The sequence below is a fragment of the Pseudomonas sp. 3HC3 genome (assembly GCF_044904505.1).
Classification (GTDB): Bacteria; Pseudomonadota; Gammaproteobacteria; order Pseudomonadales; family Pseudomonadaceae; genus Aquipseudomonas; species Aquipseudomonas putida_Y.
Genome location: NZ_JADDRH010000002.1, coordinates 88,297 through 108,800, shown reverse-complemented (window position 1 = coordinate 108,800; position 20,504 = coordinate 88,297). Strand labels below are relative to the sequence as shown.

At 61.4% G+C, this 20,504-nt stretch carries 20 protein-coding genes; 10 read left to right on the top strand and 10 right to left on the bottom strand.

Going from position 1 to position 20,504, the window contains the following annotated elements:
* Positions 1-38: 38 nt before the first annotated feature.
* Together INQ47_RS05145 and INQ47_RS05140 are read left to right on the top strand one after the other, a co-directional pair.
* A complete protein-coding gene (locus INQ47_RS05145; protein WP_404701277.1) occupies positions 39-1,685 on the top strand; it encodes a GMC family oxidoreductase in 1,647 nt (548 codons plus the stop codon).
* Positions 1,686-1,782: 97 nt separating this feature from the next.
* On the top strand, positions 1,783-3,402 hold the full coding sequence (locus INQ47_RS05140; protein ID WP_021784550.1) for an MFS transporter: 1,620 nt from the start codon (positions 1,783-1,785) through the stop codon (positions 3,400-3,402).
* A gap of 178 nt (positions 3,403-3,580) precedes the next feature.
* Here INQ47_RS05140 and INQ47_RS05135 read toward each other — a convergent pair whose 3' ends face one another.
* From INQ47_RS05135 to glyQ, 4 genes are read right to left on the bottom strand one after another with little or no spacing between them, the layout of a single operon-like run.
* The gene (locus INQ47_RS05135; protein ID WP_103469532.1) at positions 3,581-4,366 is read right to left on the bottom strand and encodes a 1-acyl-sn-glycerol-3-phosphate acyltransferase; all 786 of its coding nucleotides are present in this window, start codon (positions 4,364-4,366) and stop codon (positions 3,581-3,583) included.
* A 45-nt stretch (positions 4,367-4,411) separates the two neighbouring features.
* On the bottom strand, positions 4,412-4,939 hold the full coding sequence (gene gmhB / locus INQ47_RS05130; protein ID WP_003253129.1) for a D-glycero-beta-D-manno-heptose 1,7-bisphosphate 7-phosphatase: 528 nt from the start codon (positions 4,937-4,939) through the stop codon (positions 4,412-4,414).
* Between the two features lie 3 nt (positions 4,940-4,942).
* The gene (gene glyS, locus INQ47_RS05125; RefSeq protein ID WP_404701276.1) at positions 4,943-6,997 is read right to left on the bottom strand and encodes a glycine--tRNA ligase subunit beta; all 2,055 of its coding nucleotides are present in this window, start codon (positions 6,995-6,997) and stop codon (positions 4,943-4,945) included.
* Positions 6,994-7,941 (bottom strand): glycine--tRNA ligase subunit alpha, encoded by a 948-nt coding sequence (gene glyQ, locus INQ47_RS05120; protein WP_003253126.1) that lies wholly within the window; start codon positions 7,939-7,941, stop codon positions 6,994-6,996. The genes glyS and glyQ overlap by 4 nt, the downstream gene beginning before the upstream one ends.
* A gap of 83 nt (positions 7,942-8,024) precedes the next feature.
* Here glyQ and INQ47_RS05115 point away from each other — a divergent pair, with 83 nt between their 5' ends.
* Together INQ47_RS05115 and INQ47_RS05110 are read left to right on the top strand one after the other, a co-directional pair.
* The gene (locus INQ47_RS05115; RefSeq protein ID WP_404701275.1) at positions 8,025-8,576 is read left to right on the top strand and encodes a DNA-3-methyladenine glycosylase I; all 552 of its coding nucleotides are present in this window, start codon (positions 8,025-8,027) and stop codon (positions 8,574-8,576) included.
* A gap of 41 nt (positions 8,577-8,617) precedes the next feature.
* Positions 8,618-9,505 (top strand): lysophospholipid acyltransferase, encoded by an 888-nt coding sequence (locus INQ47_RS05110; RefSeq protein WP_003253121.1) that lies wholly within the window; start codon positions 8,618-8,620, stop codon positions 9,503-9,505.
* A gap of 98 nt (positions 9,506-9,603) precedes the next feature.
* On the opposite strand, the gene INQ47_RS05105 is transcribed toward INQ47_RS05110, so the two are convergent.
* Genes INQ47_RS05105 through def form a run of 5 tightly spaced genes read right to left on the bottom strand, consistent with a single transcriptional unit; the run spans position 9,604 to position 14,133 of the window.
* On the bottom strand, positions 9,604-9,918 hold the full coding sequence (locus tag INQ47_RS05105) for a tetratricopeptide repeat protein (RefSeq protein WP_014589214.1): 315 nt from the start codon (positions 9,916-9,918) through the stop codon (positions 9,604-9,606).
* Between the two features lie 11 nt (positions 9,919-9,929).
* On the bottom strand, positions 9,930-11,303 hold the full coding sequence (gene trkA, locus INQ47_RS05100; protein WP_021784554.1) for a Trk system potassium transporter TrkA: 1,374 nt from the start codon (positions 11,301-11,303) through the stop codon (positions 9,930-9,932).
* Between the two features lie 23 nt (positions 11,304-11,326).
* Positions 11,327-12,637, bottom strand: a complete 1,311-nt coding sequence (gene rsmB, locus INQ47_RS05095; protein ID WP_021784555.1) for a 16S rRNA (cytosine(967)-C(5))-methyltransferase RsmB — start codon at positions 12,635-12,637, stop codon at positions 11,327-11,329.
* On the bottom strand, positions 12,634-13,566 hold the full coding sequence (gene fmt, locus INQ47_RS05090; RefSeq protein WP_021784556.1) for a methionyl-tRNA formyltransferase: 933 nt from the start codon (positions 13,564-13,566) through the stop codon (positions 12,634-12,636). The genes rsmB and fmt overlap by 4 nt, the downstream gene beginning before the upstream one ends.
* Before the next feature lie 60 nt (positions 13,567-13,626).
* Positions 13,627-14,133: a peptide deformylase gene (def, locus tag INQ47_RS05085; RefSeq protein WP_003253111.1), complete on the bottom strand. Its 507-nt coding sequence runs from the start codon at positions 14,131-14,133 to the stop codon at positions 13,627-13,629.
* A 206-nt stretch (positions 14,134-14,339) separates the two neighbouring features.
* On the opposite strand from def, the gene dprA reads away from it, so the two are divergent.
* From dprA to INQ47_RS05070, 3 genes are all read left to right on the top strand, one after another.
* Entirely contained in the window at positions 14,340-15,437 is a 1,098-nt protein-coding gene (dprA, locus tag INQ47_RS05080) for a DNA-processing protein DprA (protein ID WP_019436826.1), read from the top strand.
* Between the two features lie 42 nt (positions 15,438-15,479).
* Complete coding sequence (locus INQ47_RS05075; RefSeq protein ID WP_011953122.1) at positions 15,480-16,037, top strand: L-threonylcarbamoyladenylate synthase; 558 nt, start codon at positions 15,480-15,482, stop codon at positions 16,035-16,037.
* A gap of 445 nt (positions 16,038-16,482) precedes the next feature.
* Positions 16,483-16,800, top strand: coding sequence for a hypothetical protein (locus INQ47_RS05070; RefSeq protein ID WP_404701274.1), 318 nt, complete (start codon positions 16,483-16,485; stop codon positions 16,798-16,800).
* 127 nt (positions 16,801-16,927) lie between these two features.
* On the opposite strand, the gene INQ47_RS05065 is transcribed toward INQ47_RS05070, so the two are convergent.
* On the bottom strand, positions 16,928-17,905 hold the full coding sequence (locus INQ47_RS05065; RefSeq protein ID WP_404701273.1) for an NADPH:quinone reductase: 978 nt from the start codon (positions 17,903-17,905) through the stop codon (positions 16,928-16,930).
* Between the two features lie 160 nt (positions 17,906-18,065).
* On the opposite strand from INQ47_RS05065, the gene INQ47_RS05060 reads away from it, so the two are divergent.
* The 3 genes from INQ47_RS05060 to aroE all read left to right on the top strand — a co-directional run bounded on the left by INQ47_RS05060 (position 18,066) and on the right by aroE (position 20,495).
* The gene (locus tag INQ47_RS05060) at positions 18,066-18,299 is read left to right on the top strand and encodes a hypothetical protein (protein WP_404701272.1); all 234 of its coding nucleotides are present in this window, start codon (positions 18,066-18,068) and stop codon (positions 18,297-18,299) included.
* A 434-nt stretch (positions 18,300-18,733) separates the two neighbouring features.
* Positions 18,734-19,645 (top strand): oxygen-dependent coproporphyrinogen oxidase, encoded by a 912-nt coding sequence (hemF, locus tag INQ47_RS05055; protein ID WP_404701271.1) that lies wholly within the window; start codon positions 18,734-18,736, stop codon positions 19,643-19,645.
* Positions 19,646-19,670: 25 nt separating this feature from the next.
* On the top strand, positions 19,671-20,495 hold the full coding sequence (aroE, locus tag INQ47_RS05050) for a shikimate dehydrogenase (protein WP_021784560.1): 825 nt from the start codon (positions 19,671-19,673) through the stop codon (positions 20,493-20,495).
* The last annotated feature ends 9 nt before the right edge of the window (positions 20,496-20,504 follow it).

Genomic DNA, 20,504 nt, shown 5'->3' with positions numbered 1-20,504 from the left:
GACCGGGACAAGAATAAAAAACAGGCGCGAGGTTGCACATGCCATCAGCCGATTCTGTCTTCGACTACGTGGTCGTAGGGGCCGGCCCCGCCGGATGCCTGCTGGCCAATCGTTTGTCCGCCGACCCTTCCTGCCGCGTGCTACTGCTGGAGGCGGGTGGCCGTGACAATTATCCCTGGATCCACATCCCCGTTGGTTACCTCTACTGCATCGGCAACCCGCGCACAGACTGGTGCTTCAAGACCGAGGCACAGCCTGGCCTCGGTGGTCGCGCTTTGGGTTATCCAAGGGGCAAGGTGCTAGGTGGCTGTTCTTCGATCAACGGCATGATCTACATGCGGGGCCAAGCCGCCGACTATGACCATTGGGCCGCGCAAGGCAACGACGGCTGGGCGTGGAAAGATGTGTTGCCGCTGTTCAAGGCCAGCGAAAACCACTTTGCCGGCGCCAGTGAGCACCATGGCGCGGAGGGCGAATGGCGGGTCGAGCGCCAGCGCTACAGCTGGCCGATCCTTGATGCTTTCCGTGATGCCGCCGAGCAGAGCGGAATTGGCAAGGTTGAAGATTTCAACACCGGCGACAACCAGGGTTGTGGATATTTTCAGGTCAACCAGCGCAGTGGTGTGCGTTGGAACGCTTCCAAAGCCTTCCTGCGGCCGATCAAGGATCGCGCCAACCTCACTGTGCTGACTGGCGTGCAGGTTGACCAGGTACTGCTCGACAACACCCGCGCAAGGGCTGTGAAAGCGCTCTGGCAAGGGGCCTGGCATGAGTTTGCGGCGCGTCGCGAGATCATCCTCTGTGCTGGGGCGGTTGGTTCACCGGGCATCCTCCAGCGCTCGGGCATCGGTCCGCGTCAGTTGCTGGAAAGCTTGGGCATTGGTGTTCGCCACGATATGCCCGGCGTTGGTGGCAACTTGCAGGACCACCTGCAACTGCGCCTGATCTACCAGATCCGCAACACCCGTACCTTGAACCAGATGGCCAACAGCCTGTGGGGCAAGATGGGCATGGGCCTGCGTTACCTCTACGACCGCAGCGGGCCGCTGGCTATGGCGCCGAGCCAGTTAGGCGCGTTCGTGCGTTCAAGCCCCGAACAGGCCACCGCCAACCTTCAGTATCACGTGCAGCCGCTGTCACTGGAACGCTTCGGTGAGCCGTTACATCAGTTCCCGGCCTTTACTGCCTCGGTGTGCAACCTGCGCCCGGCCAGCCGCGGGCGTATCGATATCTGCAGCACCGACATGAACAGCACGCCGCTGATCGACCCCAATTACCTCAGTGCTCCGCAGGACTTGCGTGTTGCTGCCGATGCCATTCGCCTTACCCGGCGCATCGTCCAGGCCCCTGCCCTCGCCGCTTTCGAGCCCAAGGAATATTTGCCGGGCTCGGCGCTGCAAAGTGAGGAAGACCTGTTCGAGGCCGCTGGCAAGATCGGCACCACCATCTTCCACCCGGTCGGTACCTGTCGCATGGGCAACGGTGCCATGGACGTTGTGGATAACCAACTGCGTGTACATGGCATCCCCGGTCTTCGCGTGGCAGATGCTTCGATCATGCCGCAGATTACTTCCGGCAATACATGTTCCCCCACCCTGATGATCGCCGAAAAGGCGGCGCAACTGATCCTCAAAGGAGCTGCTACCCAGACCAACCTGAACGAAGACGCGTTACCGACGCCCTGACCCGGGTGCGTGCAGTACCGGCGGCTTGCGGTCAGAAGTCGCCGACAGTGGAACAACAAGAATAATCACTGTGGCCTACGGGCCGAGGACAGCAACGATGTCGGATTACATCCAAGAGCAGGATGCGGTGGCCAGCAGCCCCAGCCGCCGTGAAGAACGCAAGATCATTTTCGCGTCATCCCTCGGGACGGTTTTCGAGTGGTATGACTTTTTTCTCTATGGTGCGTTGGCAGCGGTCATCAGCAAGCAGTTCTTCGCTGGCGTGAACGATACCACCGCTTTTATCTTCGCCCTTATGGCCTTTGCTGCAGGCTTTCTGGTGCGGCCGTTTGGCGCGCTGGTGTTCGGCCGCCTGGGTGACATGATCGGGCGCAAGTACACCTTTCTGGTCACCATCGTGCTGATGGGCCTGTCCACTTTCGCTGTTGGGTTGTTGCCCACCTACGCCAGCATCGGCATCGCCGCACCGATCATCCTGGTGGTCCTGCGCATGCTTCAGGGGCTGGCGCTGGGCGGTGAGTATGGCGGTGCCGCCACTTACGTGGCCGAGCATGCGCCGCCCGGCAAGCGTGGCTTGCACACAGGTTTCATCCAGTCCACCGCAACGCTGGGCCTGTTGTTGTCGCTCTTGGTGGTGCTGGGTAGTCGCTACGTCAGTGGCGACCAGTTCGAAACCTGGGGCTGGCGCTTGCCGTTCCTGCTGTCGATCGTGCTGCTGGCGATCTCGACCTGGATTCGCATGAGCATGCACGAGTCGCCGGCCTTTGTGAAAATGAAGGCTCAGGGCAAGGTCAGCAAGTCGCCCATCCGCGAGTCCTTCACCTCCTGGCCAAACCTGAAAGTGGTGCTTACCGCCCTGTTCAGCATCAACGCGGGGCAGGCGGTGACCTTCTACACGGCGCAGTTCTACGTTCTGTTCTTCATGACCCAGATGCTGAAAATGGACTCGGCTCAGGCCAATACCCTGCTCATCATCAGCGTTGTGATTGGCGCGCCGTTCTTCGTGTTCTTCGGCTGGTTGTCCGACCGTATCGGCCGCAAGCCGATCCTGATGCTCGGCCTGTTGCTGGCTACGGTACTGTACTTCCCGCTGTTCAAGGCACTGAGCCACTACGCCAACCCACAGATCGACGCCGCCAGCCGTCAGGCGCCGATCGTGGTCACCGCCGACCCGCAAGGCTGCACATTCCAGTTCGACCCAGTGGGCAAGGCTCGTTTTGACAGCCCGTGCGACAAGGTCAAGACCTTCCTGGTCAAGCAGGGCCTGCCGTACAGCTCGGTAAGCGTGGCCGGCAGTGAAGTGGTGGTGAACATCGGTGACAAGACCATCAACGGATTTGACGAAACTGCCATGCGTGCTGCAATCGAGCAGGCTGGTTACCCGGCCAAAGCCGACCCTGCGCAGGTCAACCAGGTAATGGTGGTGGTACTGATCGTGGCGATGATCCTGATCGCGACCATGACCTATGGCCCGTTGGCGGCGGTGATGGTCGAGCTCTTCCCGACCCGCATCCGCTACACCTCGATGTCACTGCCCTACCACATTGGTAATGGCTGGTTCGGTGGTTTCCTGCCTACCGTATCGTTCGCGCTGGTGGTCTATACCGGGGATATCTTCTACGGGCTGTGGTACCCGGTGCTGGTGACCGGGATCAGCCTGGTGGTAGGGATCTTCTGTCTGAAGGAAACCAAGGATGTAGATATCGACAAAGTCTGATGCATGTCCACATGCCATAAAAAAACCGGCTGTAAAAGCCGGTTTTTTTATGCCTCAAAAAAACTTATGCACGATTTTCAGAAAAAATTCATACAGAAAAATAAATAGCAAATTCAAATACTTAGCTATCAATTCAAGCATTTAATCCAAAAACTGCACACAAGTTATCCACAGAAGGTCATGCCATCTGCTCCTGAGGTTTTTCCTCTGCTGGCGGCAGCGATCCCATGGCCCGCTGGGTCGCTTCGTTCCAGGCTGCAGCGCGGTCGTTGAGTTCGGCGATGGCCCGTGGCCCAGTGCCGTTGGCGTACATCGGTTCGCCAATTACCACTTCGATTGTACCGGCACGCTTGCCCCAACCGGTCTTGGGCCAGAACTTGCCGGCGTTGTGGGCAATCGGCAGCACCGGCAGCCCGGCATTCACGGCCAGTGCGGTACCGCCGCGGGAGAACTTGCCGATGGTGCCGAACGGCACACGGGTGCCTTCTGGAAAAATCAGCACCCACGTCTTCTGCTTGAGCAGTTCGTCACCCTTGCTCGCCACCTGGCGCAGCGCTTCCTTGGGGTTGTCGCGGTTGATCGCGATGGGCCGCAGCATGGCCATGGCCCAACCGAAGAACGGTACATACAGCAGTTCGCGCTTGAGCACCTGGCTAAGCGGCGAGAAGTACTGCGACAGGAAGAAGGTTTCCCAGGTGCTCTGGTGATTGGACAGAATCACGCAAGGCTCAGCTGGCACGTTCTCGGCGCCAGTGATCTTGTAGTCGATGCCCAGGATGGTGCGCACCAGAAACAGCGCGCAGCGGCACCAGTACACGTTGATGAACCTGTAGCGCTTGGGGAACGACAGGAACGGCGCGACGAAGAAGCTCAGCGAGCACCACAGCAGCGAACTGGTGCCCAGCAGCAGGTAAAAAAGAAAGATTCTGATCGCCTGCAGGATCGACATAGTGGCTTGTACCATTGCGGGCATGCCCGCCTGAGAAAAATGCGCCAGAAGGCGCACTGTTTAAATTAGTTCTCTGGCGATAGCTGCCAGATCGTCGAAAATCAGTGTAGTTTCCGGGACGCCTTTTTCCAGGGTCCGTTCGCCCTTGCCGGTCTTCACCAACACAGGTTGTGCACCGACGGCCAGGGCGGCCTCCAGGTCACCTTTGCTGTCGCCGACGAACCAGACGCCTTCAAGGCCAATCTGGTAATGCTCGGCGATTGCCCGCAGCATGCCGGGCTTGGGCTTGCGGCAATCGCACCCTTCGTCCGGCCCATGCGGGCAATACACGATATGGCCCACCTCGCCGCCCTGCTCGGCCACCAGCGCGCGCAGGCGCGCGTGCATGGCCTCGAGGGTTGCCAGCGGGTAGTAGCCACGGGCAATGCCGGACTGGTTGGTGGCCACCGCCACCGTCCAGCCCGCCTTGCTCAACTGCGCGATCGCATCGACCGAACCGGGGATCGGCACCCATTCTTCCAGCGTCTTGATGTACGCATCGGAGTCGTAGTTGATCACCCCGTCACGGTCGAGAATCAGCAGTTTCAAGGCTTACCCCAGCAGCGAAATGTCAGCCACGCCCAGGAACAGGCCGCGCAGGCGGCTGAGCAGGGCATAACGGTTGGCACGTACCTTGGCGTCTTCGGCGTTGACCATGACCGCCTCGAAGAAGGCATCGACCGGGTCACGCAGGGCCGCCAGGCGGGCCAGCGATTCGCTGTACTGACGTGCTGCAGCCATCGGTTGCACGGCCTGGTCGGCCTGCTGGATGGCCGAGTACAGGGAAAACTCGTTGGCATTGTCGAAGTACTTCGGCTCGACCTGCTCGGCGATGGCACCTTCGGCCTTGCTCAGCAGGTTCGACACGCGCTTGTTTACCGCGGCCAGGGCCTCGGCTTCCGGCAGTTTGCGGAACGCCTGTACGGCTTGTACGCGCTGGTCGAAGTCCAGCGCGGAGCCTGGCTGCAGTGCGCGTACCGACAGGTACGTGGCCACATCGATGCCTTCGTCTTCGTAACGCGCGCGCAGACGGTCGAAAATGAACTCCAGTACTTGCTCGGCCAGGCCGGCGGCCTTGACCTTGGCGCCGAACTGCTTGACCGCAAACTCGACCGCGCCGGTCAGGTCCAGGTCCAGTTGCTTCTCGATCAGGATACGCAGCACGCCCAGAGCAGCACGGCGCAGGGCGTACGGGTCCTTGCTGCCGGTAGGCAGCATGCCGATGCCGAAGATGCCCACCAGGGTGTCGAGCTTGTCGGCGATGGCCACGGCAGCACCGGTCAGGGTCTGCGGCAGCTCTGCACCAGCACCGCGCGGCATGTACTGCTCGTTCAGGGCCAGGGCTACGTCTTCCGGCTCACCGTCGTTGAGCGCGTAGTAGTAACCGGCAACACCCTGCATTTCAGGGAATTCGCCGACCATCTCGGTGGCCAGGTCGCACTTCGACAGCAGGCCGGCACGGCCAGCGCGCTGGGCATCGCCGCCGATCAGCGGGGCAACGAAGGCGGCCAGCCTGGAAACACGTTCGGCCTTGTCGTACACGGTGCCGAGCTGAGCCTGGAACACCACGTTCTTGAGGCGCTCGTTGAAGGTTTCCAGTGGCTGCTTCTTGTCCTGCTTGAAGAAGAACTCGGCGTCGGTCAGGCGCGGGCGCACGACCTTTTCGTTGCCTTGCACGATCTGCTTCGGGTCGCGGCTTTCGATGTTGGCCACGGTAATGAAGCGCGGCAGCAGCTTGCCTTCGTTGTCCAGCAGGCAGAAGTACTTCTGGTTGTCCTGCATGGTGGTAATCAGGGCTTCCTGCGGCACCTCAAGGAAACGCTCTTCAAACGAGCACACCAGCGGCACTGGCCATTCGACCAGAGCAGTCACTTCGTCCAGCAGCGCCGTTGGCACGATGGCAGTGCCTTCCTGCTGCATGGCAAGCTCGGCGGTGCGCTTGCTGATCAGCTCGCGGCGCTCGGCGAAGTCGGCCAGCACGTACGCTTTACGCAGGTCTTCGACATAGTTGGCCGGTGTGGTGATGACCACGGCTTCCGGATGGTGGAAGCGGTGACCACGGGATTCACGGCCGGCCTTCTGCGACAGAATGGTGCAATCGACCACTTGGTCGCCCAGCAGCATTACCAGCCATTGGGTCGGGCGTACGAACTCTTCACGGCTGGTCGCCCAACGCATGCGCTTGGGGATCGGCAGGTCGTTCAGCGAGTCTTCGACGATGGTCGGCAGCAGGTCAGTGGTGGCCTTGCCCGGGATGTGCTGGGAGAAGCGCAGCTTGGGGCCGCTCTGGTCGATTTCGGCCAGTTCAACACCGCACTTCTTGGCGAAGCCCAGCGCAGCCTGGGTCGGCTCGCCTTCGGCGTTGAAGGCTGCCTGCAGGGGCGGGCCGTCGATGTTGATGCTGCGGTCAGGCTGCTGCACGTCCAGCTGGCGAATCAGTACGGCCAGACGACGCGGCGCGGCGTACACCTGCTTGGCGGTGTAGTTCAGGCCAGCAGCCTGCAGGCCTTTTTCGATACCGGCCAGGAAGGCGTCGCCGAGGTTGGCGAGGGCCTTGGGTGGCAGCTCTTCGGTGCCCAGTTCTACCAGAAAATCTTGAGCACTCATTGTGCAGCCTCCAGCTTAGCCAACACTTCGTCACGCAGTTCAGGGGTGGCCATCGGGAAGCCCAGGCGTGCGCGGGCTTGCAGATAGCTTTGCGCCACGTCCCGGGCCAGGGTACGTACACGCAGGATGTAACGCTGGCGCTCGGTTACCGAGATGGCGCGGCGGGCGTCCAGCAGGTTGAAGGTGTGCGAAGCCTTCAGGACCATTTCATAGGTCGGCAGCGGCAGCTCCAGCTTGATCAGCCGGTTGGCTTCGCTTTCGTAGAAATCGAACAGTTCGAACAGCTTGTCGACGTTGGCATGTTCAAAGTTGTAGGTCGACTGCTCCACCTCGTTCTGGTGGAACACGTCGCCGTAGGTGACCTTGCCGAACGGGCCGTCGGCCCATACCAGGTCGTACACCGAATCGACGCCCTGGATGTACATGGCCAGGCGCTCCAGGCCGTAGGTGATTTCACCGGTGACCGGGTAGCACTCGATGCCGCCTACCTGCTGGAAGTAGGTGAACTGGGTGACTTCCATGCCGTTGAGCCAGATTTCCCAGCCCAGACCCCAGGCGCCGAGGGTCGGCGATTCCCAGTTGTCTTCGACGAAACGAATGTCGTGCACCAGCGGATCCAGGCCGATGGCTTTCAGCGAGCCGAGATACAGCTCCTGGAAGTTGGCCGGGTTCGGTTTGAGCACCACCTGGAACTGGTAGTAGTGCTGCAGGCGGTTGGGGTTTTCGCCATACCGCCCGTCGGCAGGACGACGGCTAGGCTGCACATAGGCGGCGTTCCAGGTTTCTGGACCCACGGCGCGCAGGAATGTAGCGGTGTGGAAAGTGCCGGCGCCTACTTCCATATCGTAGGGCTGAAGTACCACACAACCTTGAGCTGCCCAGTAGTTCTGCAGGGCGAGGATCAGGTCTTGGAAGGTACGCACGGCTGGCGTAGGCTGGCTCACGAAATTCACCTGTATCTGGGGATGCGGATGTAAAGAGCGGGAGTATAACCTGATTCGCCTCGCCCTCTACTCATTGGAGCCTTATGCCACGCTGCTTTTGGTGTACCGACGATCCGTTGTACCAGGCCTACCACGACCAGGAATGGGGAATGCCACAGCGCGACCCGGCGTTGCTCTTCGAGATGCTTTTGCTCGAAGGGTTCCAGGCGGGGCTTTCGTGGATTACCGTTTTGCGCAAACGCGAGCGTTATCGCCAGGTGATGTACGGCTTCGACCCCGTAAAGCTGGCGGCCATGAGCGACGAACGTATCGAAGAATTGATGCAGGATGCAGGCATCATCCGCAATCGCCTCAAGCTCAAGGCTGCGCGGCGCAACGCCCAGGCCTGGCTGGCTGTGGATAACCCTACCGAATGGCTGTGGTCGTTCGTCGGCGGCTCGCCGAAGATCAACCACTTCAAGGCGCGCGGCGAGGTGCCGGCGGTTACCGATGAAGCCAAGGCAATGAGCAAGGCCCTGCAGAAAGCTGGCTTCACGTTCGTCGGTCCGACCATTTGCTACGCCTTCATGCAGGCCACCGGCATGGTCATGGACCACACCACCGACTGCGATCGCTACGCCGCCTTGTTGCGCTGAGGGGTTACAATGCGCGCCTTGCTGAAATAAGGAATTCGCCTGTGGAAAAGTTCAAGGGCGCCCTGATGGTCGGGGTGCTGCGCCTGTTTGCCAAGCTGCCCTGGGGCGCTGTGCAGCGTGTCGGTGCCGGTATTGGCTGGCTGATGTGGAAAATCCCCAACAGTTCGCGCAACGTGGTACGGATCAACCTGGCCAAATGTTTCCCGGAGATGGACCCGGTTGCCCGTGAGCAACTGGTGGGCCAGGCGCTGCGGGATATCGGTAAATCCTTTGTCGAAAGTGCCTGTGCCTGGATCTGGCCGCCACAGCGCTCGCTGGAGCTGGTCAAGGAAGTGCATGGCCTGGAAGTGCTGGAGCAGGCCCTGGCCTCGGGTAAAGGCGTGGTCGGCATCACCAGCCACCTGGGCAACTGGGAAGTGTTGAACCACTTCTACTGTAACCAGTGCAAACCGATCATCTTCTACCGCCCGCCGAAGCTGAAGGCGGTGGATGATCTGCTGCGCGAGCAGCGCGTGCAGATGGGCAATCGCGTGGCGCCGTCGACCAAGGAAGGCATCCTCAGCGTGATCAAGGAAGTGCGTCGTGGTGGCCAGGTGGGTATTCCTGCCGACCCGGAGCCGGCGGAATCGGCGGGGGTGTTCGTGCCGTTCCTCGGCACCCAGGCGCTGACCAGCAAGTTCGTGCCTAACATGCTGGCCGGTGGCAAGGCGGTAGGCGTGTTCCTGCATGCGCTGCGGTTGCCGGATGGCTCGGGCTTCAAGGTGTTCCTCGAAGCTGCTCCGGAAGAGATGTACAGCACCGATGTAAACGTATCGGCGGCGGCGATGAGCAAGGTGGTCGAGCGCTATGTGCGCGAGTACCCGAGCCAGTACATGTGGAGCATGAAGCGCTTCAAGAAGCGCCCGGCTGGCGAGCCGCGCTGGTATTAAGCCATTCACCGCCCTCTGGTAGGAGCGGGTTTACCCGCGAATGCGATGTTGGATTCACCGACGCATTCGCGGGTAAACCCGCTCCTACAAGGGCCGCGTCAACCCGCTGCTTTGTTGAGCTTCTTCAGGAATACGGTCATCTCTTTTTCGGCCTGCTTGTCACCATGGGCCTGCGCCGCCACGATCCCGTCCTCCCACGCTTTGCGCGCCGCCGCCAGGTCGCCCTGCAACTGATAGGCCTTGCCCAGCAGCTTCCACGCTGCCGAGTATTTCGGATCCTGCTCTACACAGCGCGCCAGGTGCACCGCTGCTTCAGCGCCGTTGCCTTCATCCAGCCAGGCCTTGCCCAGGCCAAACCTCAGCAGCGGGTTATCCACACCTTTGGCCAGCATCTTCTCCAGCGACTCGCGCATGCCCTCTTCTCCTAGAAGAAACTCAAGCCGACGTGGAACAGCTTCTCCACATCGCGAATATGCTTTTTATCCACAACGAAGAGGATCACATGGTCCCCTGATTCGATCATGGTGTCGTCATGGGCAATCATCACCTCTTCATCACGGATGATCGCACCAATCGTGGTGCCCGGTGGCAGCGTGATGTCCTCGATTGCCTTGCCGACCACCTTGCTCGACTTCGAGTCCCCGTGTGCCACTGCCTCGATAGCCTCGGCTGCACCACGGCGCAGCGAGTGCACACTGACGATGTCGCCGCGACGGACGTGCGCCAGCAGGGTGCCGATGGTGGCGAGCTGCGGGCTGATGGCAATGTCGATTTCGCCGCCCTGCACCAGGTCGACATAAGCCGGGTTGTTGATGATGGTCATCACCTTGCCTGCGCCCAGGCGCTTGGCCAGCAGCGACGACATGATGTTGGCTTCGTCATCGTTGGTCAGGGCCAGGAAAATATCAGCGTCGGCGATGTTCTCTTCGAGCATCAGGTCTTTGTCCGAGGCGCTGCCTTGCAGGACTACAGTGCTTTCGAGGGTATCGGAGAGGTGGCGACAACGCGCCGGGCTCATCTCGATGATCTTCACCTGATATCGGCTTTCGATGGCTTCCGCCAGGCGCTCGCCAATCTGCCCGCCGCCGGCGATGACAATGCGTTTATTGGTCTCGTCGATGCGGCGCAGTTCGCCCATCACCGCGCGGATATCTTTCTTCGCGGCAATGAAGAACACCTCGTCGTCGGCTTCGATCACCGTGTCGCCACGCGGGGTGATCGGCCGGTCGCGGCGGAAGATGGCTGCCACGCGGGTGTCGACGTTGGGCATGTGCGCACGGATCTGGCGCAATTGCTGGCCGACCAGCGGGCCGCCATAGTAGGCCTTCACTGCCACGAGCTGGGCCTTGCCTTCGGCGAAGTCGATCACCTGCAGCGAGCCTGGGTGTTCGATCAGGCGCTTGATGTAATTGGTCACCACCTGCTCGGGGCTGATCAGAACGTCGACCGGGATATGGTCGTTGTCGAACAGCTCTTCGCGGGTCAGGTAGGACGATTCGCGCACCCGTGCAATCTTGGTCGGGGTATGGAACAGCGAATAGGCCACCTGGCAGGCAACCATGTTGGTCTCGTCACTGTTGGTTACCGCCACCAGCATGTCGGCGTCGTCGGCACCGGCCTGGCGCAGCACCGTCGGCAGTGAGCCGCGGCCCTGGACAGTGCGGATGTCCAGGCGGTCGCCGAGGTCGCGCAGGCGGTCGCCGTCGGTGTCGACCACGGTAATGTCGTTGGCTTCGCTGGCCAGGTGTTCAGCCAGCGTACCGCCTACCTGCCCTGCGCCGAGGATGATGATCTTCATGCGCTACTCCCTATCCTTTGTTCTTATCCGCGCGAGGCGGCGATCTTGATCAGCTTGGCATAGTAGAAACCGTCGTGGCCGCCTTCCTGGGCCAGCAATTGACGGCCGTGGGGCTGGCGCAGGCCGGCTTCGGTCGCCAGGTCCAGCTCACGGGCGCCCGGGGTGCGCGCGAGGAAGGCTTTGATCACTTCAGTGTTCTCGGTCGGCAAGGTGGAGCAGGTGGCGTATAGCAGCATGCCGCCCACTTCCAAGGTCGGCCACAGGGCATCGAGCAGCTCGCCTTGCAGCGTGGCCAAAGCCGGGATGTCGTCGGCTTGGCGGGCCAGTTTGATGTCCGGGTGGCGGCGAATTACGCCGGTGGCCGAGCACGGCGCGTCGAGCAGAATGCGCTGGAATGGCTTGCCGTCCCACCAGCTGGCAGTGTCGCGTGCATCGCAGGCGATCAGCTCGGCATCCAGTTGCAGGCGGTCGAGGTTTTCTCGCACGCGGGTCAGGCGCTTGGCTTCGAGGTCGATGGCCACCATGTGCGCCAGGCCAGCCTCGGCCTCCAGCAGGTGGCAGGTTTTGCCGCCCGGTGCGCAGCAAGCATCGAGCACGCGTTGGCCGGGGGCCAGTTCCAGCAGGTCGGCAGATAGCTGCGCAGCTTCGTCCTGCACGCTCACCCAGCCTTCGGCGAAGCCTGGCAGGCCGCGCACGTCGCAGGCTTCGGCCAGCACGATGCCATCCCGGCTGTACTGGCATGCGCTGGCGCCAATGCCGGCTTCGGCCAGCAGTGCCAAGTAGGCATCGCGGCTATGGTGACGGCGATTGACCCGCAGAATCATCGGCGGGTGGGCATTGTTGGCGGCGCAGATGGCTTCCCACTGCTCTGGCCAGAAGGCTTTCAGCGCTTTTTGCAGCCAGCGCGGGTGCGCGGTACGCACCACCGGGTCGCGCTCCATGCCGGCGAGCAGCTCCTCGCCTTCGCGCTGTGCACGGCGCAGTACGGCATTGAGCAGGCCCTTGGCCCACGGCTTCTTCAGTTTGTCGGCACAGCCCACGGTCTCGCCGATGGCGGCATGGGCCGGAATGCGTGTGTAGAACAGCTGGTACAGGCCGACCAGCAGCAGCGCCTGAACATCGGCATCGGCTGCTTTGAACGGTTTTTGCAGCAGCTGTGCGGCCAGCAGGTCGAGGCGTGGCTGCCAGCGTGCGGTGCCGAACGCCAGGTCCTGGGTCAGGCCGCGGTCGCGTTCATCTACCTTGTCCAGTTGCGCGGGCAGCGAGCTGTTCAGCGAAGCCTTGCCGCTGAGCACAGCAGCAAGCGCACGAGCGGCGGCGAGGCGTGGGTTCATTGGCCCAGCACCTTGCCGGCGGCGAACTTCTCGCGGCGGCTGTTGAACAGGTCACTGAAGCTCAATGCCTTGCCACCAGGCAGTTGCAGGCGGGTCAGGCTCAGGGCTTGGTCACCGCACGCAACTACGAGGCCGTCCTTGCTGGCGGAAAGTATCTCGCCCGGGGCGCCTTGGCCTGTGGACAGGTTGGCGGCCAGCACCTTGACGCTTTCACCATCCAGGGTGCTGTGGCACACCGGCCATGGGTTGAAGGCGCGGATCAGGCGTTCCAGTTCGATCGCCGGGCGGGTCCAGTCGATACGCGCTTCGTCCTTGTTCAGTTTGTGCGCGTAGGTGGCCAGGGCATCATCCTGTACTTCACCTTGCAGCGAACCGTCTGCCAGGCCGGCGATGGCCTGAACGACTGCGGGCGGGCCCATTTCGGCCAGGCGATCGTGCAAGGTGCCGCCGGTGTCCTCGGCGCTGATCGGGGTGACTACCTTGAGCAGCATCGGGCCGGTGTCCAGGCCGGCTTCCATGCGCATCACGGTCACGCCGCTTTCGGCGTCGCCGGCTTCCACGGCACGCTGGATCGGCGCCGCACCGCGCCAGCGTGGCAGCAGGGAGGCGTGGCTGTTGATGCAACCCAGGCGCGGGATATCCAGCACCACCTGCGGCAGGATCAGGCCGTAGGCGACCACTACCATCAGGTCGGGTTTCAGTGCGGCCAGTTCGGCCTGCGCATCGGCGTCGCGCAGGGTCTGCGGCTGGAACACCGGGATGTCATGGGCCACTGCCAGTGCCTTGACCGCACTTGGCATCAGCTTCTGTCCACGACCGGCCGGGCGGTCGGGCTGGGTGTAGACGGCCACGATCTCGTAGGGGCTGTCGAGCAGGGCCTTGAGGTGTTCGGCGGCAAACTCTGGAGTGCCTGCAAAGACGATGCGCATGGAGTTCTCGCTTCAAAAAAGAAAAAGGCTTGCCGGAGCAAGCCTTCAGGAAGGTGGGGATCAGGCTTGCTGGCGATGCTGCTTTTCCAGCTTCTTCTTGATCCGGTCGCGCTTGAGCTGCGACAGGTAGTCGACGAACAGCTTGCCGTTGAGGTGGTCGAATTCGTGCTGTACGCACACCGCCAGCAGGCCTTCGCATTCCAGTTCGAACGGCTTGCCGTCGCGGTCCTGGGCCTTGACCCGGACACGCAGCGGGCGGTCGACGTTTTCGTAGAAGCCCGGTACCGACAGGCAGCCCTCCTGGTACTGGCCCATGTCATGGGTCAGCTCTTCGACCGACGGGTTAATGAAGACGCGCGGTTCGCTGCGGTCTTCGCTGAGGTCCATGACCACAACCTGCTTGTGCACGTTCACCTGGGTAGCGGCCAGGCCGATGCCTGGGGCTTCGTACATGGTTTCAAACATGTCGTCGATCAGCTGACGCAGGGCGTCGTCGAACTCCGTCACCGGTTTGGCGAGGGTGCGCAGGCGCGGGTCCGGGAATTCGAGAATGTTCAAGATGGCCATAAGGTCAGGCAGTCACTGTGCGTTCGGTTGAAAACTGAGCACACATAATAAAGGGAAACGGGGATTTCGGCACCTGGCAAGCTCGTCTAGGGTGACTATGGGCTTGATAGCCCCCAGTCAATGGACAGCTTTTCAAAGTGTTACTCACAGAGTTATCCACAGCTTGTACCACGTAAATGGCCCTGTTTCGATCAAGGATGATCTCAATGCCCAGTCACCATTCGTCGCCCTGCCCGCCTGCCGAACTGGAGGCACGCTTACGCCTGCATCGCCTCCCCGAGGCTGGACTGCGACGCTTTCGAACGTTGCTCGAAGCCTTCGGCAGTGCCTCCTCCGCGCTCAGTGCTCCCGCTTCGGCCTGGCGAGCGTTGGGCATCCCCCAAGCTACCATCGATGCCCGGCGCAGTGCCGAGGTACGCGATGGCGCACTGGCCGCAATGGCTTGGCTGGAGCGCCCTGGCCAGCATTTGCTGATGTGGGACGGCCCAGACTACCCAGCCTTGCTGGCAGAAATCGACGATGCCCCGCCGCTGCTTTTTGTCGCTGGCGAACCTGCCTTGCTCGATCGTCCTCAGCTGGCGATCGTGGGCAGCAGACGTGCTACACCCCCGGCGCTCGACACCGCCCGGGCATTTTCCCGCTACCTCGCACAGGCTGGTTTCACCATTACCAGCGGGCTGGCGGTTGGTGTCGACGGTGCCGCTCATCGGGCCGCGTTGCAGGCTGGCGGCGGCACGATTGCCGTGCTCGGTACGGGCTTGCAAAAACTTTATCCACAGCGGCATCGGGACCTTGCGCAGGCGATGATCGACAACGGCAGTGCGCTGGTTTCCGAGTATCCCCTGGATGCCGGTCCGCTGCCCGGCAACTTCCCGCGGCGCAACCGCATCATCAGTGGCCTGTCGTTAGGTGTGCTGGTGGTCGAGGCGAGCCTCGCCAGCGGCTCGCTGATTACGGCGCGCCTGGCGGCGGAACAAGGCCGCGAGGTGTACGCCATTCCGGGCTCCATTCATCACCCGGGGGCCAAGGGCTGTCACCAGCTGATTCGTGATGGGGCGCTGCTGGTGGAAACTGTGGAGCAGATCCTGGAAAGCTTGCAGGGTTGGCAGAACCTGCCGCCTGCGGTTGTGGACAGGTTCGACCATCCCCTGCTTGCCCTGCTGCATGCCGCCCCCCAGACCAGTGAAAGCCTGGCCCACTGTAGCGAGCAGCCGCTGGCCGACGTGCTGGCGCAGTTGACCGAGCTGGAGCTGGAAGGCCGGGTCAGCAATGAAGCCGGGCGTTGGTTTGCCCGCGCGGGCTAAGTACACTGCTCACATGCAAGGTATATAGGCGGAGAAACAGCAATGGTGAGCAGTTTTCGTGTGCAACAAGCCGCACGTGAGATCCGGGCGGGCGCGGTGATCGCCTACCCGACGGAAGCGGTCTGGGGCCTGGGCTGCGACCCATGGAACGAGGACGCGGTGTATCGTCTGCTGGCGCTGAAATCGCGGCCTGTGGACAAAGGGCTGATTCTGATCGCTGACAACATCCGCCAGTTCGACTTCCTGTTCGAGGACTTCCCCGAAGACTGGATCGACCGCATGGGCAGCACCTGGCCGGGGCCGAATACCTGGCTGGTGCCGCACCAGGACCTGCTGCCCGAGTGGGTGACGGGGCAGCATGACACCGTGGCGCTGCGGGTCAGTGACCACCCGGTGGTGCGTGAACTGTGCGCGCTGGTGGGGCCGCTGATTTCCACCTCGTGCAACCCCGGCGGTCGCCCTGCGGCGAAGACCCGGTTGCGGGTGGAGCAGTACTTCCACGGCCAGCTGGACCTGGTGCTTGGCGGGGCGCTGGGGGGGCGGAAGAACCCGAGTGTGATTCGCAACCTGGCAACCGGCGAAGTCGTTCGCCCGGGCTGAATCTATCCACAGTGGTGGCGGGTGGGCTCGGGTCCCTGTGGGAGCGGGCGTGCCCGCGAAGAATCCACCGCGGTGCCTGGCACGGGCTTCGCCCGTGTTCGCGGGCATGCCCGCTCCCACAGGGTAGAGCCAAGTCCCCGCAGATTTTTCTGATTTTGTCTCGAATGGCTGTCCAGTTTGCGGCTTGGGAAATATCCTACGAGCCGCGTCCCCTGCCATCACCTTCTCACCGGGAACCTCTGCCCTTAGGCTTAAAGCGTCGCCGAATAACTTGGCGATCGGGTGTGGTAACCCGGGGTTCAGAGAGATCTTGGCAGTCCATGGCGGCTGTTCGCAGGAGGCTTCGTGCCTGCTGGGTTTTAGATCTCTCACCCGGTTTACCACCCTGCGTACAGCTGCCACCCATTCGTGTGGTAACGACTGGGGTGCCATGAAGCGAGATCTAATGATGAAGAAAATTGTTCCAGATCCACCCCTACCCTGCACCTCCACCCGCCCCTTCGGCCGCTGCGACGCCGGCCATGACCCTCTCTTCACCGTCAACCCGAACATTTCCGCCGAGGACGCTCTGGTCCACGTAGCCCTGTATCTGCGCAGCGCCTACGAAACCGGCTACAAAGCCCTGGACCATATGCGCGAAGAAGGCCGCGGAATGTTCTGGTCGAACCTGCATGCGATTGAGATGGCAGAGGGTGTGATTCAGGCGATACTCGATGGCATCGAGTCGACCCCTCCACCGACAAACCGGCCCTCACAGGCATAGCGCAGCTATTGAAGCCGACGTAGTACCTGTGGGAGCGGGCGTGCCCGCGAACACCGGCAGAGCCGGTGCCATCCACCGCGGTGGCTGCTTCGCGGGCATGCCCGCTCCCACAGGGAACGTGTGTGGCTCAGGGGATTAGTACAGTCGACCCCACAGTCCGCCGCGCCGACAGCTCCGCCTGTGCCTTGGCCGCCTCGCTCAATGGATACCGCTGCTGGATATCCACAACCAGCTTGCCACTCGCAATCATCGCAAACAGGTCATCGGCCATGGCCTGGGTGTTCTCGGCATTATTGGCATAAGTCGCCAACGTCGGCCGGGTGACGTACAACGAGCCCTTCTGCGCCAGGATCCCCAGGTTCACCCCGCTCACCGCGCCCGAGGCATTGCCAAAGCTCACCATCAACCCGCGTGGCTGCAGGCAGTCCAGCGAGGTCAGCCAGGTATCGGCGCCCACGCCGTCATACACCACCGGGCATTTCTTGCCGTCGGTCAGTTCCAGTACCCGCTTGGCCACATCTTCGTGGCTGTAGTCGATGGTTTCCCATGCCCCCAGCGCCTTGGCCCGCTCGGCCTTCTCGGCAGAACTCACGGTGCCGATCAGCTTGGCGCCCAGGGCCTTGGCCCACTGGCAGGCCAGCGAACCGACGCCACCCGCTGCGGCGTGGAACAGGATCACATCGCCCGCCTTCACTTCATAGGTCTGCTTCAACAGGTACTGAACGGTCAAACCCTTGAGCATCACCGCTGCCGCCTGCTCGAAGCTGATGTTGTCGGGCAGCTTGACGAGGTTGGCCGCCGGCAGCGTATGCACCTCGCTGTACGCACCCAGCGGGCCACCGGCATGGGCCACGCGGTCACCCACCTTCAGGCGGGTCACACCCTCGCCCACGGCCTCGACCACGCCGGCCGCCTCGGTACCCAAGCCAGAAGGCAGGGACGGCGGGGCATACAGCCCGCTGCGAAAGTACGTGTCGATGAAGTTCAGGCCGATGGCGTGGTTACGCACGCGCACCTGCTGTGGGCCGAGCGGGGTCGGGGCGAATTCCACCAGCTGCAATACTTCCGGGCCGCCATGCTGAGTGAACTGGATACGCTTTGCCATCACACGCTCCTTTAGTTGGATCGAAATCTGTAGATACTAAATAGTAGTCCCTTAACACAGCTGCTTGGTTATAGTCAACTGAGTTTTCTGTCAGTTGTTATAAGAAAAATGAAGGTTCAAGATCTTATTCGCAAGACAACTAATTAAGAGGGAGTTGAAAATGGATATTGAGTATACTATGACTATGATCCTAGAAAACGGTGAACCTGAGAGGGTGTACCTACCGCAAGAACAATTGAAATACATTTTTGAGCATATGGAAATAGGCACCCATGTTTGGACAACGAATAATTATTATCAAACTGGAAAACTTATTTACAAGGATTTCCGTGGGGAGACAGCTCATCTGCTGATTTCAGTTCCCGACCAAGATTCAAAAAAATCATATTTCTAAATCAACGGCTGTTTTTGCATTGATCTGGAAGTTTGGAAAGGCTACATCTTCTTAATTTCCAGATTTTTTTGTTAGATGCAATGTTTTCGATATATTCACGGCGTAAGAAACTTTAGGCTCTGTACTAAACGCCTTTACACTTAGTCATGCTGTGCTGAAAATAGCTCAGGAATACTCATTTACTCCAGTAAAACTCCGCTTCCTCGGCTGTTTTCGTCATGCCTGAGCGGCGTCTCAAGACGTTTCATACAGAGCTTGGGTCGTAATGATCGGATCGGTAAGCATGTACCCATAAGCAAAATGACATCATTTTGAGTTTAGTGTGCCTCAAGATAACTCAATGCCCTCTTTGCTTGACCATCGTCAACTACGACGCGGCGTCGGCCGGTGTTATGCTACGTGGCGAATTTTCCTCGCTCCTTCCTGGTGACCCGATGACTAGCCGCACCGAGGCCGTGAAAGCCTACCTGCTCGACCTGCAAGACCGCATCTGCTCTGCCCTCGAAACCGAAGACGGCGGTGCCCGTTTCGTCGAGGATGCCTGGGTGCGCGAAGCCGGTGGCGGGGGGCGCACGCGGGTTATCGGTGAGGGCAAAGTGATCGAAAAAGGCGGGGTCAACTTCTCCCATGTGTTTGGTAGCGGCCTGCCGCCGTCGGCCAGTGCCCACCGTCCCGAACTGGCAGGCCGTGGCTTCGAAGCCTTGGGCGTGTCGCTGGTGATCCACCCGCACAACCCGCATGTGCCTACTTCCCACGCCAATGTCCGGTTCTTCATCGCCGAAAAGGAAGGTGAAGAGGCCGTATGGTGGTTCGGCGGCGGTTTCGACCTGACGCCGTACTATGGCAACGAAGAAGACTGCATCCACTGGCACCGCGTGGCCGAACAGGCCTGCGCACCGTTCGGCGCCGACGTGTATCCGCGTTACAAGGCCTGGTGCGACCGCTACTTCCACCTCAAGCACCGTGGCGAGCCACGCGGCATCGGCGGCCTGTTCTTCGATGACCTGAACGAGTGGGACTTCGACACTTGCTTCGCCTTCATCCGCGCCATCGGCGATGCCTACATCAACGCCTACCTGCCGATCGTCCAGCGCCGCAAGAACACGGCCTACACCCCGCAGCAGCGTGAGTTCCAGGAATACCGCCGTGGCCGGTACGTGGAGTTCAACCTGGTCTACGACCGTGGCACCCTGTTCGGCCTGCAATCCGGTGGCCGCACCGAATCCATCCTCATGTCGCTGCCACCGCAGGTGCGTTGGGGCTATGACTGGAAGGCCGTGCCTGGCAGTGAAGAGGCGCGCCTGACAGAGTATTTCCTGCAGGACCGTGACTGGCTCGGCCAGTAAGCCTGTGGATAAACAAGGAGCCGTCATGGACCAGTACGTCGTTTTTGGTAACCCCATCGGCCACAGCAAGTCGCCGCTGATCCACCGCCTGTTCGCCGAGCAGACCGGTCAGGACCTGGAATATGCCACGCTGCTGGCGCCGCTGGACGAGTTCAGCGACTGCGCGCGCGGCTTCTTCAAGCAAGGCAGTGGCGGCAACGTCACCGTGCCGTTCAAGGAAGAGGCTTACCGCCTGTGCGACAGCCTGACCCCGCGTGCCCGGCGTGCTGGCGCAGTGAACACGCTGAGCAAGCTGGCTGATGGCACCCTGCAGGGCGACAACACCGATGGTGCTGGCCTGGTGCGCGACCTGACGGTGAATGCCGGGGTCGAGCTGGCGGGCAAGCGCATTCTCATCCTCGGTGCCGGTGGCGCCGTGCGCGGTGTGCTGGAGCCTATTCTGGCGCACAAGCCGCAGTCGCTGGTGATTGCCAACCGTACCGTGGAAAAGGCCGAGCAGCTGGCGCGCGAGTTCGATGAACTGGGGCCGGTGGTGGCCAGCGGGTTTGCCTGGTTGCAGGAGCCTGTGGATGTGATCATCAACGCCACCTCGGCGAGCTTGGCCGGGGAAATGCCACCGATTGCCGACAGCCTGGTCGAGGCGGGTCGTACGGTTTGCTACGACATGATGTATGGCAAAGAGCCGACGCCGTTTTGCCAGTGGGCTACCAAGCTGGGGGCTGCCAAGGTACTGGATGGGTTGGGGATGCTGGCTGAACAGGCGGCTGAAGCCTTCTTTATCTGGCGTGGCGTGAGGCCGGATACGGCGCCGGTATTGGCCGAACTGCGTCGGCAACTTGCCAGGGGCTGAGATTGCAGG

Coding starts and splice junctions, on each gene's coding strand:
- INQ47_RS05075 (WP_011953122.1), top strand. CDS start 15,480: ATGGTGAGCAGTTTTCGTGTGCAACAAGCCGCACGTGAGATCCGGGCG.
- glyS (WP_404701276.1), bottom strand. CDS start 6,997: ATGAGTGCTCAAGATTTTCTGGTAGAACTGGGCACCGAAGAGCTGCCA.
- fmt (WP_021784556.1), bottom strand. CDS start 13,566: ATGCGCATCGTCTTTGCAGGCACTCCAGAGTTTGCCGCCGAACACCTC.
- INQ47_RS05070 (WP_404701274.1), top strand. CDS start 16,483: ATGATGAAGAAAATTGTTCCAGATCCACCCCTACCCTGCACCTCCACC.
- INQ47_RS05065 (WP_404701273.1), bottom strand. CDS start 17,905: ATGGCAAAGCGTATCCAGTTCACTCAGCATGGCGGCCCGGAAGTATTG.
- hemF (WP_404701271.1), top strand. CDS start 18,734: ATGACTAGCCGCACCGAGGCCGTGAAAGCCTACCTGCTCGACCTGCAA.
- INQ47_RS05145 (WP_404701277.1), top strand. CDS start 39: ATGCCATCAGCCGATTCTGTCTTCGACTACGTGGTCGTAGGGGCCGGC.
- INQ47_RS05115 (WP_404701275.1), top strand. CDS start 8,025: ATGCCACGCTGCTTTTGGTGTACCGACGATCCGTTGTACCAGGCCTAC.
- INQ47_RS05105 (WP_014589214.1), bottom strand. CDS start 9,918: ATGCGCGAGTCGCTGGAGAAGATGCTGGCCAAAGGTGTGGATAACCCG.
- INQ47_RS05135 (WP_103469532.1), bottom strand. CDS start 4,366: ATGGTACAAGCCACTATGTCGATCCTGCAGGCGATCAGAATCTTTCTT.
- INQ47_RS05060 (WP_404701272.1), top strand. CDS start 18,066: ATGGATATTGAGTATACTATGACTATGATCCTAGAAAACGGTGAACCT.
- trkA (WP_021784554.1), bottom strand. CDS start 11,303: ATGAAGATCATCATCCTCGGCGCAGGGCAGGTAGGCGGTACGCTGGCT.
- def (WP_003253111.1), bottom strand. CDS start 14,133: ATGGCCATCTTGAACATTCTCGAATTCCCGGACCCGCGCCTGCGCACC.
- aroE (WP_021784560.1), top strand. CDS start 19,671: ATGGACCAGTACGTCGTTTTTGGTAACCCCATCGGCCACAGCAAGTCG.
- dprA (WP_019436826.1), top strand. CDS start 14,340: ATGCCCAGTCACCATTCGTCGCCCTGCCCGCCTGCCGAACTGGAGGCA.
- INQ47_RS05140 (WP_021784550.1), top strand. CDS start 1,783: ATGTCGGATTACATCCAAGAGCAGGATGCGGTGGCCAGCAGCCCCAGC.
- rsmB (WP_021784555.1), bottom strand. CDS start 12,637: ATGAACCCACGCCTCGCCGCCGCTCGTGCGCTTGCTGCTGTGCTCAGC.